10 protein-coding genes are annotated in these 13,889 nt (G+C 40.4%); 8 read left to right on the top strand and 2 right to left on the bottom strand.

What is annotated here, in order from left to right; all coding sequences use genetic code 11:
- The first annotated feature begins 25 nt into the window (after positions 1-25).
- The 8 genes from UMU13_RS07250 to thiI all read left to right on the top strand — a co-directional run bounded on the left by UMU13_RS07250 (position 26) and on the right by thiI (position 8,730).
- A complete protein-coding gene (locus tag UMU13_RS07250) occupies positions 26-1,039 on the top strand; it encodes a PstS family phosphate ABC transporter substrate-binding protein (protein WP_328218136.1) in 1,014 nt (337 codons plus the stop codon).
- A gap of 69 nt (positions 1,040-1,108) precedes the next feature.
- Positions 1,109-2,353, top strand: coding sequence for a phosphate ABC transporter permease subunit PstC (pstC, locus tag UMU13_RS07245; protein ID WP_328218134.1), 1,245 nt, complete (start codon positions 1,109-1,111; stop codon positions 2,351-2,353).
- 11 nt (positions 2,354-2,364) lie between these two features.
- Positions 2,365-3,528 (top strand): phosphate ABC transporter permease PstA, encoded by a 1,164-nt coding sequence (gene pstA / locus UMU13_RS07240; RefSeq protein WP_328218132.1) that lies wholly within the window; start codon positions 2,365-2,367, stop codon positions 3,526-3,528.
- Positions 3,529-3,558: 30 nt separating this feature from the next.
- Entirely contained in the window at positions 3,559-4,323 is a 765-nt protein-coding gene (gene pstB / locus UMU13_RS07235) for a phosphate ABC transporter ATP-binding protein PstB (protein ID WP_328218130.1), read from the top strand.
- Positions 4,324-4,533: 210 nt separating this feature from the next.
- Positions 4,534-6,207, top strand: a complete 1,674-nt coding sequence (locus tag UMU13_RS07230; RefSeq protein WP_328218129.1) for a molybdopterin-dependent oxidoreductase — start codon at positions 4,534-4,536, stop codon at positions 6,205-6,207.
- Positions 6,200-6,463: a hypothetical protein gene (locus UMU13_RS07225; RefSeq protein ID WP_328218126.1), complete on the top strand. Its 264-nt coding sequence runs from the start codon at positions 6,200-6,202 to the stop codon at positions 6,461-6,463. The genes UMU13_RS07230 and UMU13_RS07225 overlap by 8 nt, the downstream gene beginning before the upstream one ends.
- A gap of 3 nt (positions 6,464-6,466) precedes the next feature.
- Positions 6,467-7,573: a cysteine desulfurase family protein gene (locus UMU13_RS07220; RefSeq protein ID WP_328218124.1), complete on the top strand. Its 1,107-nt coding sequence runs from the start codon at positions 6,467-6,469 to the stop codon at positions 7,571-7,573.
- The gene (thiI, locus tag UMU13_RS07215; RefSeq protein WP_328218123.1) at positions 7,573-8,730 is read left to right on the top strand and encodes a tRNA uracil 4-sulfurtransferase ThiI; all 1,158 of its coding nucleotides are present in this window, start codon (positions 7,573-7,575) and stop codon (positions 8,728-8,730) included. The genes UMU13_RS07220 and thiI overlap by 1 nt, the downstream gene beginning before the upstream one ends.
- A 51-nt stretch (positions 8,731-8,781) precedes the next feature.
- On the opposite strand, the gene UMU13_RS07210 is transcribed toward thiI, so the two are convergent.
- Positions 8,782-12,216 carry a pyruvate carboxylase gene (locus UMU13_RS07210; protein ID WP_328218121.1) on the bottom strand — a complete coding sequence of 1,145 codons (3,435 nt, stop codon included), beginning with the start codon at positions 12,214-12,216 and terminating at the stop codon, positions 8,782-8,784.
- A gap of 499 nt (positions 12,217-12,715) precedes the next feature.
- Entirely contained in the window at positions 12,716-13,597 is an 882-nt protein-coding gene (locus UMU13_RS07205) for an Mrp/NBP35 family ATP-binding protein (RefSeq protein ID WP_328218120.1), read from the bottom strand.
- Positions 13,598-13,889: the final 292 nt, after the last annotated feature.

Raw genomic sequence — 13,889 nt, 5'->3', positions numbered from 1 at the left:
ACGTTTAAAAAAAGGAGGTTCTTACATGAAACGTTTGTTGAAAAGTATGCTGATAGCTGTGGCAATGGTTGTTTTCGCCAGTAGTTTCGCCTCGGCTAGGGATCAGATCAGAATTGTGGGTTCAAGTACGGTTTATCCTTTTGCAAGTTATGTGTCAGAAGAATTCGGGGCAACAACCAAGTATCCCACCCCCGTTATCGAGTCAACAGGTTCCGGTGGCGGACACAAATTAACATGGGCAGGAGACGGTATTGACACACCTGATATTACCAATTCGTCAAGACGTATCAAGGTTTCAGAGTTTAAAAGGGCCATGGACAACGGAGTTGACGGAATTATTGAGGTGGTTTTCGGATATGACGGAATTGTTCTGGCAAACAATGAAAAGGCCGAAAGACTTAAATTAAGCAGAGAAGATATACTTCTGGCTGTTGCAGCTGAAGTACCGAAAAATGGTAAACTGGTGAAGAATCCTTATGAATACTGGGACGAGATTAATCCTGATTTGCCGCACACTAAAATTTTGATATACGGTCCTCCGACTTCTTCAGGGACAAGAGATGCTTTTGAAGGATTGGTCATGGAGGCTGCTTCCGAGGAAATTCCTGCTTACGGAGGTGAATATACCAAGATTCGTCAGGACGGGGCTTATGTGCCTGCTGGTGAAAATGATAACCTTATAGTCCAAAGGCTCACAAAGGATCCGGATGCAATTGGTATATTTGGATATTCATTCCTTGAGGAAAATCAGGGCAGGATACAGGGAGCAATAATTGAAGGATATGAACCTAAGCCTGAATATATATCCAGCGGAAAATATCCTGTATCCAGAAGTTTGTATTTCTATGTTAAAAAAGATCATATCGGAAAAGTTCCCGGTATAGATGCTTATGTTGATCTTTTTCTCAGTGAAAAGATGATTGGGGAATACGGCTATCTGAAAAATATAGGCTTGATACCTCTGCCTAAGGAAAAAAGGGAAGAAGTCAGGAAAAACTGGGAAAACAGAAAAGAGCTTCAATTATCAGACTTGAAATAAGTTCAGAAAAATAATATATAGGAGAGCCGGTTTTTGCCGGCTCTTTATAGTTTTCAGGGAGTTTAAGATTTGAGCTTGGGGAATCTTATATTTATTGTGCTGGGCGGCATAGTTCCGTTAGCTTATATAGCCTATATTATAGCATCCAGAAAAGCATCTGTCTGGGAAAATCAAAATATATCCATTCATTCCCGACCGTACATGCACGGATGGTTTGTTGTGGTAATTATGGGTGTGCCTTCGATGGTGGCGGCTGTCGCTGCCGGTCTGTTACATGTTACCGGTATTTACTCTGTAAGCCCGTTTATACTTATTGCTGCATGTATTGTTTTGGTGGCATCAGGTTTTGCATTTGGTTTAAAGAAAATATCCCCGGATTTCAGAGCACGTAATAAAGTGGAAAATGTTATAAAGTGGTCTTTGATTGCTGCATCTCTTGTTTCTATTATGACGACGGTGGGCATTGTTCTTTCCATTTTATTTGAAGCGCTGAGATTTTTTGATGCTGTTGGCTTCTGGAATTTTATTACAGGAACTAAATGGAATCCTGATACGGCTTTTCTGAGCGGAGCCGGCAGAGGCGGGGAACAGGCGGCTACTGCCGATTTTGGTGCCGTTCCTATTTTCGCCGGTACGTTTATGATAACGTTTATTGCAATGTGTGTTGCTGTTCCGATTGGACTTTTTTCAGCAATTTTTCTGGCTGAATATGCAACTCCAAAATTTCGAAAAATAATGAAACCGCTTCTTGAAGTTCTGGCTGGTATTCCAACAGTTGTATACGGATTTTTTGCCGCAATTACCGTAAGCCCTCTGGTTGTTAAGGCTGCGGCTTTTTTTGGTCTGGAAGCTGCTTATACCAATGCGCTTTCACCGGGCCTTGTGATGGGTATTATGATTATTCCTTTGATGTCATCACTTTCTGATGATGTTATAAATGCTGTACCCCGCAGTCTCAGAGAAGGGTCATTGGCTTTAGGTACAACAGTGGCCGAAACAACCAAAAGGGTCATATTGCCTGCAGCACTGCCGGGGATTGTATCAGCATTTCTTCTTTCTGTTTCCAGAGCTATCGGGGAGACTATGATTGTTGTTATGGCTGCAGGATTGAGACCCAATCTGACAGCTAATCCACTGGAAGGTATGACCACAGTTACCGTGAGAATTGTGGATTCTCTTACAGGCGATCAGTCTTTTGACAGTCTGGAAACACTGTCTGCATTTGGCCTCGGCTTTGTTTTACTAATACTTACTTTGATTTTAAATATTATATCAACTATCATTGTCAGAAAATTCAGAGAAAAATATGAATAGAGTGTGTGTTAATGTCATCGCTTATTGAGTCTTCGCAGGCAAATAAAAAAAGGTACAGAGCGGAAAAACGCTTCAAATTTTACGGTTTTGCAGCATTGCTTCTGTCTCTGGGATTTTTGATTTTCTTTTTTACTGATATTGTCAGTAAAGGTTATACCGCTTTTATGCAAACAGAGATAAAAGCGAAAGTCACATATACAATGGAAACCGTGGAAATCCCCCCTTTGGCAGTAAACGAGGAAGTGAGGGATTTTGTCAGTCACGGTTTTGTGAGAATGATTCCTTCACAAGTGGAGAATAACCCTGACTTGATGGGCAAAACAGTAACACGCTGGGTTGTGGCAAAGGACTCTGTGGATCAGTATATTAAAGGCCAGCCTAACGGTCTCAGCAGCAGTGACAAGCAGAAAATAGACAAATTGAAGAATGCGGGGAAGATTGAGCTTGCCTTTAATAAATATTTTTTCATCAACGGTGACTCAAAGCTTCCGGAAATCTCAGGTATCTTTTCTGCAGCCGTGGGAACGCTTTATGTAATAATTCTGACTGTTCTTTTCAGTGTACCTATCGGGGTAATGTCTGCAATATATCTTGAGGAGTACGCTCCTGACAATATGCTTACCCGCTCCATTGAGGTTAATATAAATAACCTGGCGGCCATACCTTCCATTTTATTTGGTTTACTGGGGTTGGCAGTTTTTATCAATTTTTTCGGTGTGCCCAGATCTTCAGCTTTGGCGGGAGGATTGACGCTGTCTCTTATGACACTTCCTGTTATAATTATCAGCACCAGAGCCTCGCTTCAGGCTGTACCTGATTCGATCAGACACGGTGCGCTGGCTGTAGGTGCATCAAAATGGCAGATGATCTGGCATCACATACTGCCTGTTTCTGTACCGGGAATTCTGACCGGTACAATTTTAGGGGTTGCCAGAGCCATGGGCGAAACAGCTCCGTTGCTGCTTGTGGGGATGATGGCTTATATTCCGGAAGCTCCGGATTCGTTCACTGATGCTGCAACAGTTCTTCCCGCCCAGATTTATACATGGGCTTCAGCTTCCCAGAGAGCTTATGTCGAGAGGACTGCTGCTGCCATTATCGTTTTGCTTGCAATTTTATTAACATTAAACGCGGCTGCTATCTGGTTGAGAAATAAGAACGAAAAGAAATGGTAGACAAATGATACGATTTTTACTGGAGGAAAAATGTCCGCCGATGTAATGGTAAAAGTGGAAAAGATGAGTTTTTATTATGGTGATTTTAAAGCTCTGAATGATATAAGTCTGGATTTTATGAAAAATCATGTAACTGCACTTATAGGACCCTCAGGCTGTGGAAAAAGTACATTTTTAAGATGTTTGAACAGGATGAACGATCTGATTCCCGATACGAAAATAGAGGGAAGGATTTTGTTCGGGGATGTTGATATTTATGACCCCAAAATAGATGTGGTGGAGTTGAGAAAACGAATTGGCATGGTGTTTCAAAAACCCAATCCTTTTCCAAAAAGTATTTATGAAAATGTAGCTTATGCTCCTAAAATTCATGGTATTGCCAACAAAGGCCCTCAGATGGATGATCTCGTGGAAGAATCCCTCCGCAAAGCAGGTTTATGGGATGAAGTGAAGGACAGACTTACTGAAGTGGCAACCAATTTGTCAGGCGGACAGCAACAGAGGCTGTGTATTGCACGAGCCATAGCCATGCAGCCGGATATCCTTTTGATGGACGAGCCGGCATCAGCACTTGATCCTATTGCTACACAGAAAATTGAGGATCTGATTTTTGAGCTGAAGGAGCGTTATACGATAATAATTGTTACTCATAGCATGCAGCAGGCTGCCAGAGTCTCTGACTATACGGCATTTTTCTATATGGGTGATTTGATTGAAGTTGGAGACACACAGGAGATATTTACTCAACCGGCCAAAAAACAGACGGAAGATTATATCACGGGAAGATTCGGATAAGAGCCGTGACGGGTAAAACCGTAATGCGTCGGCTCAACGTTGTAAAAACATAAGAAACAAATCCACTAATGCCAAATATACCACTCAACCCATATACCAATACACAAATTTACCAGCCCGCCAATACACTATTAAGCAATTCAACGTTCTCTAATCTTGTGAAATTATTATCTCTGTGGTATTTATACTGAAAAGTATTCAGAGGAAAATATGTTGTCGTACTGTTCCAAAGATTGTCCCGATTTGTGCTCCTTTGATATAACTGTGAAAGGCGGAAAGGCTGATATAAAACCTTCTCAACATTATTTTCTTGATGTGCCCTTTGTATGTACAAAGCTTAAACACTTTTTTGACAGGGAGTTTTCCGACGTTAAATCGTTTTTGAAAAACGCCGCTGAAGAGCAAAAATTCTGCTCACATAAAGATGCTGTTTGGGAGACTGCACAGTTTTTGAAGCGGAACCGTGATAAAAAGATTCTGTTTATTAAAGGTTCCGGGAGCTTAGGGTACAATATGTATTATTGGGATAAACTGTTCAGCAGTTTTCCTAACTGCTGGTTTGTAGAGGGTAGTCCCTGTGATGAAACGGGGATATCTGCTCATATAGAAGACTTTGGCTGCATAAAAAATCCCCGAATTACGAATCTCATTCAAGCTGATACGATTATATTGTTTGGCAAAAATGCAAAAAACTGCAGCCCGCATTTGTATGCATACTTGAAAAAGATGAAAAAAGTCGGGAAAAAGATTGTGTATATTGATCCTGTGAAGACTGCCACTGCAAAACTTGCCGATAAATTTATCAGAATCAATCCCGGAGCCGACGGGTTACTGGCAGCGGCACTTCTGGAGGAAATTGTACCCGGTCAGGGATATAAGGTTGAGGGGATTTTTGACAAAACGGGACTTTCATCTGAAGATTTTGATTATTTGAGGGAGTCTGTCAAGAGCGGCAAGACGGCATTTATCCAAGGTTTCGGTTTGCAGCGATATTCAAACGGTGCCAATATTGTAAACTGGATAAACAAGCTGGCTGTATACACGAACAATGAGCAGCTCCTTTATTACGGAAAGTCATCACAGGAAAATCTTAATAAGCCGGAGATTGTCAAAAAGAACAGAGTGAATATTGCAGATATCACTCATAAAATGGGAGAAGGGTTCTTTGATATTTATGTTGTGGTGGGGGCAAATCCGGTTATTACCTATCCTGAGCCCCTGTTACAGGTCAAGGAGTTTGGCAATAAAAACCTAATTTGCGTAGATACCAATTATACAGAGACAAGCAGATATGCGGATTATTTTATCAAATCTGCTGGTATGTTTGCCCAGGATGATTTTAGCGAAAGTTATTTTTTTAATGTAAAAGGTGAAAGAGGTGCAGTGAATTCTGAGACTCTTACTGATGTGCAGATTGCCTGCAGTATCGGTGAAATTCTGCATACAGATGTAAGTCTGAAAAAGAAAAATAAAACGGAACCTGTCAAGTCCCGAAAATACATAAAAAGAGCTCTTGAACTGAAAGAGCCGCACGTGGAAAAGGATAAGTTCAGACTGCTTACGGCTTCCCATTATTTTTATCTGAACTCTCAGCTGGCAGACAAGTACAGAAATATCGACAATTATGTTTTTATCAGCGGCAAGGATGCTGATGAACTAAATGTTTCAAATGGTGATCTGCTTAGGGTATACAACGAAACCGGTGAATTTTTGAGCCAGTGTAAGATTAGTAATATGGTTGAAAATAAAACGATACTCGTATATAAGAACAGAAAGCTTGTAAAAGGGTGGCCGAACATGGTGAGTAAAAGTATGCCAACCGATTCAAAAACCGGCCTTGCTTACTACGATACTTTTGTGAATGTGGAGAGATTAGATGGCTAAAAAGGAAAGAAAATTTGCCAAATATTTTGGCGGCGAATATATGAAGTATTGGTATGTCGCTTTTGTAGTGGTATTAGGTATTATGATTTTCGATATGTATAATGACAGACATGTGAGATATTACGAGCTGACTGTATATAATAATGCCGGTGAGGTGATAAAACAGTCTGAGGTGGAGAACAGGAATGTCGAATCACTTGCTCTGAAGCTTCCGATCACAAAAGCATTTGATCCTGTTAAGAAATTTGAATTTTAAAGTATGATATATCTTGATTATGCTGCTACAACACCGGTTTACAGTGAAATAAGGAAAAAGATTCCCGATTTACTGGACAGATATAATTTCAACCCCTCGGCTCTGTATTCTGCCGGGGTTCAAACACGCGAGACATTGGGGAATGCCAGAAGGCAGCTCGCTTTTTATCTGAACGTTTCTCCGAATAATATAATTTTCACATCTTCAGCTACAGAAGCCGCCAACATGGTTTTTAAAGGCCTTAATTATAAATCTGCAAATAAAATTCTGCTGAGCAATCTTGAGCATAAATCGGTGATTGAAAGTGCCGAAAGTGCGTCGGAGTTGGGAGCGGAAACCATTTATATTAAGCACCACAGAGAGGAATTGAAGTTTGAGGATATAAAGCCGTTTATTGATGAGGATGTCAGAGTTTGTTCGGTAATGCTTGTGAATAATGAAACGGGCGCTGTCAATCAGCTGGAGAAACTTGCCTATGAAATAAAAAGTTATTCCAAAGATATCCTGGTTTTCGCAGATATAGTTCAGGGTTTCGGTAAAATTCCGGTTAATCTTGAAAACATTGATTTTGCCAGTATCAGCGGGCATAAACTTGGGTCGATGAAAGGAGCCGGTTGCCTGTATGTGAAAAATCCCGAAATAATCAAACCGCTGATTGTGGGCGGCGGACAGGAATTCGGTCTCAGAAGCGGTACGGAAAATGTTGTGGCTGTGCTGACTCTGATACAGGCATTGAAAACTACTGCAAAATTGTACGAAGAAAACGGGGATCATCTTAAAAAGCTGAAGAAAAAGATGGTAGATTTCTGTGATAAAATGCGTTTTCATATAAATTCTCCTGAAAATTCTGTGGATTACATCTTTAATTTTTCAACCGGTAAGCTGCCTTCTGAGGTATTGATTAATCACCTTTCTTCCAAAGAGATTTATGTATCGGCAGCTTCGGCATGTGCAAAGGGAGGTGTCAGCAGGGTGCTTAAAAATATGGGCTACTCGGATGGCATAGCTGCAACAGCTTTGAGGGTTTCTTTACATCCTGATGTGAAGGAAGAGGATATCGATAAACTTATACATGAAATCCAGTGGGCATCTGAAACTCTGGTGTTGTGATGAAAAAATGTCTTCTTATAAGTGTCGGGGAACTTATTCTTAAAGGGAAAAACAGAAATATTTTTGAAAATATCCTCATAAAAAAAATAAAAGAGAAAGCAGAAACAACCGGTCCTTACGAATTTAAAAAATACAGAGCACGTTATGCAGTTATCGCAAAAACTGATGATGCCAATCTTCAGGAGCTCATTTTAAAAGTCAGAAAAATTTTCGGAATTACGGTTATCTTTCAGGGATATATTGTTTCAAGAGATATTGACTCAATAAAGAAAAGTGTTTTAAAAGTAGCTGAAAAGGATTCCACGTTCAAAATCCGAAGTAAACGTCATGATAAATCTTATCCCATCAAGTCGCTTGATCTGAACCGTGAAATCGGAGAATTTGTTCTCTCTGAAGTCCGGGGGACAAGCGTTGACGTGCATAATCCGAAGCAGATTATAAATATTGAGATTTTTGAAGACTCGGTAATTGTGTTTACAGAGGCGGTAAGGGGCATGGGAGGGCTGCCGTATGGAACAGCAGGCAGAGTTGTTTCTCTCTTTTCAGGAGGGATTGATTCTCCCGTTGCTTCCTGGATGATGATGAAGCGTGGATGTGAAATAATCCCCGTGCATTTTCATACACCTCCTTATACCGGTGAAGGTTCTATTCTGAAGGTTAAAGATTTGATAAAACATCTCGCAGATTTTGCCGGTAAACCGATAGTTTCATATTTTGTTAATTTTACGTCTGTTCAGCTTGCCGTTAAAAAATGTGTGCCTGACAAGTACGTGACAGTTGTCAGCAGACGCTTTATGGGGCGTATTGCCGAAGATATCGCCCGCTCGGAAAAAGCTAAAGGTGTTGTTACTGGTGAAGCCCTTGCACAGGTTGCAAGTCAGACGCTTGAAAATATGCTGTGCGTGGACGAGGTCTTTGGATTAACTGTTCTAAGGCCTTTGGTGGGGCTGGATAAAGAAGAAATCGTAAAGAAAGCCCGTTATATAGGAACATATGATATATCCATAAGAAAAGAGGTTGACTGCTGCCATTTGTTTGTACCTAAAAGACCGGAGACGAAAGCTAATATTGCCGGTGTATGTAATGCTGAAAAAAAAGTGCTTGAGCAGCTGGGAACGGATTGGAAATATGAGTGCAGCGTTGAAAAAATAGGTTAATAGAGCAGGGGAGGCTGCAGTTTTTTCTGCAGCCTCTATGGAAAGAGAAAATCAGGCAAGAGATATAAGCAAATCGCCCGATTCTATCTTATCTCCTTCATGCAGATAGATTTCTTCCACTTCACCGTCACAGCTGGCGGTGATTTTTGTTTCCATTTTCATAGCTTCGGTGATGATGAGCAGATCGCCTTTGGCAACCTTTTCTCCCTGTTTCACATTAACTTTCAGTATTTTTCCGGGCATGGTTGCGCAAATCTGTTTGGGATCCGAAGAATCACCTTTTACATTTGATTTAATAACATCTGTTAATTTTTCGTCTTTTATTTTTACCGTTCTGGGTTGACCGTTAAGTTCAAAAAATATTTTTCGGTATGCTTTTTCATCCGGTTCGCTTTCACCGAGATATTTAATAATAAGGGTTTTTCCTTCTTCGATATCCACCTGAATCTCTTCTTCTTTTTTCAACGGGTAGAAGAAGGAGCGTGTGCTGAAAATAGAGGGGTCTCCGAATTCATCGGTAAAATTTAACCACTCTTCAAAAACCTGAGGGTATAAAGCATAAGAAATTATATCTATGTCCGAGAGTTTTCTGTCGTATTTTTTCTCCAGACGTTTTTTAACATTGTTGAAATCGTAGGGAGGAAGCTTTTCGCCGGGTCTCTCTTTTATAGCTTTTTCATTTTTAAGTACTATCTTTCTGAGTTTTTCGTTGAATCCGCCGTATGGCTGACCGAGCAGTCCTTTGAAAAAAGCTACGACGGAGTCCGGGAAAGAAAGGGTTTCGCCCTTTTCATACAAATCTTTTATTTCCAGCTCGTTTCTTACCATAAACAAAGCCATGTCACCAACAACCTTGGAGGAAGGTGTCACTTTTATAATATCGCCCAGTTCATCATTCACTTCGGCATACATCCTCCTGACTTCTTCCCACTTGTCTATCAGGCCCATGGCTTCCACCTGCACAATAAGATTGGAATACTGCCCGCCGGGTATCTCATGGTCATATACCTCAGCTGATGCTGATTTCATGCCGCTTTCAAATGGGAAATAATACCTTCTCACCCTGTCGAAGTAGTCTGAAATATTCTGCTTCCATATTTTGTCCAGACTCGAAGCTTTGTCAGTATACTCAATTGCCGAATATATTGAACCAAGATTGGGTTGACTCGTAAGTCCGCTCATGGAGCTTACAGCGGCGTCCACTACATCAGCTCCAGCTTCAATAGCCATAAGTGCTGCAGCTTCTCCGTTACCACTGGTGTCATGTGTATGAAAATGAACGGGGAGTCCCGTTTCATCTTTGATTGCCTTTACCAGTGTTTGGGATGCGTATGGCTTTAAAAGTCCCGCCATATCTTTGATACCGATAATGTCGGTTCCGGCTGCAGCCAGCTCATTGGCTAATTTTATATAATATTCGAGATCATATTTTGTTCTGTTTTTATCGGAAATATCCCCTGTATAGCATATGGAGGCCTCGCAGATTTTATCATGTTTTTTCACTTCCTCGATTGCCGGTTTTAGCTGCTCGATCCAGTTAAAACAGTCGAAAATACGGAAGACATCTATACCGTTGTCGGCTGAAAGTTTTATAAATCTTTTTACAACGTTGTCCGGATAGTTCGTGTATCCAACGGCATTAGAAGCTCTTAAGAGCATTTGGAAAAGAACATTGGGAATTTTTTCTCTTAAAAGTCTCAGCCTGTCCCAGGGTGATTCTTTGAGGAATCTGTATGCAACGTCGAATGTTGCACCACCCCACATTTCCAGCGAGAAGAGCTCGTGCATATGATGTGAGTATGCATCAGCTATATTAAGCATATCGATTGTCCTGAATCTTGTGGCAAGCAGTGACTGATGAGCATCTCTGAATGTTGTGTCAGTAAAAAGAACTTCCTGGGACTGTCTTATATAGTCCAATACCCCCTGAACACCTTTTCTGTTCAGAATATCTTTGGTTCCGCTCGGAATTTTTTCACCAAATTTCGGAGGAAAAGATTTTATAGGAGGCAGAGTAACATCATCGGTAATTTTAACGCCCGAGGGGTTGTTTACAATATTATTTGCAAGAAATTTCAATGCTTTGGTTGCTCTGTCTCTCTGCTCCTTGAATCTATATAATTCCGGGGTATTATCCACAAAATTTGTGTTAAAAGTACCCTTTATAAAGTCTTCATGCATGACAACATTTTCAAGAAACTGAATGTTTGTTTTTACACCTCTGATACGGAATTCTTTCAGTGCTCTATCCATTTTTCTGGCGGCCTGCTCCAGGGTGGTTGCCCATGAGGATACTTTTACAAGAAGGGAATCATAGTGTGGTGAAATTACCGCCCCTGCAAAACCGCTACCTGCATCCAAACGCACTCCGAAGCCGGCAGCAGTCCTGTAGGCTTCAATTTCACCGGTATCCGGCATAAACTGATTTTCAGGATCCTCAGTTGTGACCCGGCTTTGTATAGCAAATCCGTGTTTGTATACATCAGATTGTTTGTTTAAGCCTATAAGCGGATAATTCAATTTTTCACCGGCTGCGATAAAAATCTGTGCCTGTACTATATCAACACCAGTAATAAGTTCCGTTACAGTATGTTCAACCTGAATACGGGGGTTGACTTCCAGAAAGTAATGTTTCCCTTTTTCATCCACCAGGAATTCAACTGTTGCAGCGCTGACAAGGTTTGCTCTCTTGCCTATATTGACTGAATCTTCATAGAGTTTGTCCAGGGCATCTTTAGGGATGTTTATTGAAGGAGCAATTTCGATTACCTTTTGATGCCTTCGCTGAATGGAGCAGTCTCTTTCATACAAATGAAAAGTATTGCCGAATTTATCCGCAAGCAGCTGTACTTCTATATGTTTGGGATTCTTTATATATTTTTCAATGATGATGCCGTCTTTGCCGAAAGCTTTAAGAGCTTCTCTTTTGGATGCTTCAAAATTATCTTTTAAATCTTTTTCGCTTTCAACAACTCTGATACCTCGGCCGCCGCCTCCTGCAGTCGCTTTGAGCAATACGGGATATCCAATGTATTTGGCAACTTTTACAGCTTCTTCATAATTTTTTACCTCGCCGTCAGAACCTTCTATGACGGGCACATTGCATTCTTTGGCAAGATTTTTGGCGGTTTGTTTATCTCCGAAAATTTTTAACGTTTCCGGCTTGGGTCCAACAAACACAATACCTGCTTTGTCACAGGCTTCGGCAAATTCGTAAGACTCCGACAAAAAACCGTATCCGGGATGAATTGCGTCGATGTTTTTTCTTAATGCCAAATCAATAATTTCATCGATATTAAGATACGCCTGTACAGGCTCAAGTCCTGCACCTACAAGGTAGGCCTCATCGGCTTTGTAACGGTGGAGGGAATATTTGTCCTCTTCGGAATAAATGGCTACGGTTCTGATTCCAAGCTCTGTGCAAGCCCTGAAAGTTCTTATTGAAATTTCGCCTCTATTGGCTGACATTAATTTCTTTATTCTCATTAACAACCTCTGTTTTATTTTAGAAAAGCATAATATAGAAAAAATGAATTGTCAATAAGTATTATAAATTAAGGATATTAAGCCTTTTGGTATGCAGTAATTAAGCTTATACTTATAATTTATTACTATATATTATTGAAAACAAGAAATATTAGTTGTTACGCTAAATAATGTGGAATATCCAAAATATGCATAGATTAAAACTATATTATAGCACTTGAAAAGTTTTGAATAATACAAAAGCAACATATTATTAACTATATAAAGTATAGTTAATTACTATCAACAATTCAATAATTTGGCGTAATACATCGTTATGGGTGATAGAAAAGCTTTGGATGTAATTATAGGTTGTTGAGGTATCAGGGGCAGTAGGGGTGAACCCTGTTAATACTGCCGGAAGCAGCATTAACAGGGCAGGTTTAGCAAGCAATCCCCTATGCCGTCATTGCGAGCGTAGCGAAGCAATCTCTCCTGAGGGACATGAGATTGCCGCATTTCAGGATTTAAGGGAGGATTTTTTCATTATTTTTTCAGCCACGGACTGGAATGCTTTTGTTACAGGACTGTTTTCATTTTTTACAACGTAAGGTGTACCATCGTCACCGTTTGCAACAAGTTGCGGATCGAGAGGAATACTCCCCAGAAAATCTACACTTAGTTCTTGTGCAGCCTTTTTCCCGCCTCCTGTTTTAAATATTTCTGTTTTTTCTCCGCAATGAGGACAGACAAATCCACTCATATTTTCAACTATGCCAAGTGTTTCCACATTTATCTTTCTGCTGAATGTTACTGACTTTCTTGCATCCAGCAGAGCGACTTCCTGTGGTGTTGTTACAATTATGCTTCCGTCAATTTCCCCCATGATGTGGGTAACACTTAAAGGCTCATCACCTGTACCGGGGGGCAGATCTATGATAAGGTAGTCCAGATTTCCCCATTCCACGTCACTTACAAACTGCTGAATCAGGCTGTGTTTTAAGGGTGCTCTCCAGATAACAGCGTCGTCGTCATTTTTCAGAAGAAACGCAACAGACATCACCTTTAAATTGGCTATTGGTTCAAAGGGTATGATCCCTTCGGAGGTTGAAAGAACTCCTTTTTCTTTGATGCCCAGCATCTTCGGAATATTTGGTCCGTGGATATCTGCATCAATAATTCCGACTTTGTTTCCCAGTGAAGCAAGCATGGCTGCCAGATTGACAGTAACTGTTGATTTGCCCACTCCTCCTTTTCCGCTCATTACCATTAATTTGTTATCGATTTTAGATAACTTCTTTTTGATAATTTCTTCAGTATGTTTTTCTTTCTCAGATGTGTCGCAGCTGCTGCCGGAACCACATGTGTTACAGGAGTTTTCTTCATTGCAGTTGGAACTCATATGTTGCCTCCTTATGTATGAATATTCAAATAATTATAATAATGAAATATAGAAAAATTTCCATATACAAATTTTTTTGCTCTCAATTTGTTGAGTGGTGTATTAGTGTTAAGTTTACAGGGCATAGGAACAAGGAGTAAGTGAGACAATTCTAGCGTCACCCCATTTTTCGCAGCAAGAATATTTTTCAATGTAATTTGCACGCATTTCACAGCCGAAACTCGAAACTACTGCCGCTAACCGTCTACACCCTCCTCTCATAATTGTTTTTATTTGCAAATATTTATCCACT

The organism is Flexistipes sp. (assembly GCF_036172515.1).
In the GTDB taxonomy this organism is placed as follows: Bacteria; Chrysiogenota; Deferribacteres; order Deferribacterales; family Flexistipitaceae; genus Flexistipes.
The sequence above is the reverse complement of the archived record's forward strand: the minus strand, read 5'-3'. Positions and strand labels throughout refer to the sequence as shown.

Excerpts from the sequence above, each read along its gene's own strand:
- UMU13_RS07220 (WP_328218124.1), top strand. The coding sequence starts at position 6,467 with ATGATATATCTTGATTATGCTGCTACAACACCGGTTTACAGTGAAATA.
- UMU13_RS07250 (WP_328218136.1), top strand. The coding sequence starts at position 26 with ATGAAACGTTTGTTGAAAAGTATGCTGATAGCTGTGGCAATGGTTGTT.
- UMU13_RS07210 (WP_328218121.1), bottom strand. The coding sequence starts at position 12,216 with ATGAGAATAAAGAAATTAATGTCAGCCAATAGAGGCGAAATTTCAATA.
- thiI (WP_328218123.1), top strand. The coding sequence starts at position 7,573 with ATGAAAAAATGTCTTCTTATAAGTGTCGGGGAACTTATTCTTAAAGGG.
- UMU13_RS07205 (WP_328218120.1), bottom strand. The coding sequence starts at position 13,597 with ATGAGTTCCAACTGCAATGAAGAAAACTCCTGTAACACATGTGGTTCC.
- pstB (WP_328218130.1), top strand. The coding sequence starts at position 3,559 with ATGTCCGCCGATGTAATGGTAAAAGTGGAAAAGATGAGTTTTTATTAT.
- pstA (WP_328218132.1), top strand. The coding sequence starts at position 2,365 with ATGTCATCGCTTATTGAGTCTTCGCAGGCAAATAAAAAAAGGTACAGA.
- UMU13_RS07230 (WP_328218129.1), top strand. The coding sequence starts at position 4,534 with ATGTTGTCGTACTGTTCCAAAGATTGTCCCGATTTGTGCTCCTTTGAT.
- UMU13_RS07225 (WP_328218126.1), top strand. The coding sequence starts at position 6,200 with ATGGCTAAAAAGGAAAGAAAATTTGCCAAATATTTTGGCGGCGAATAT.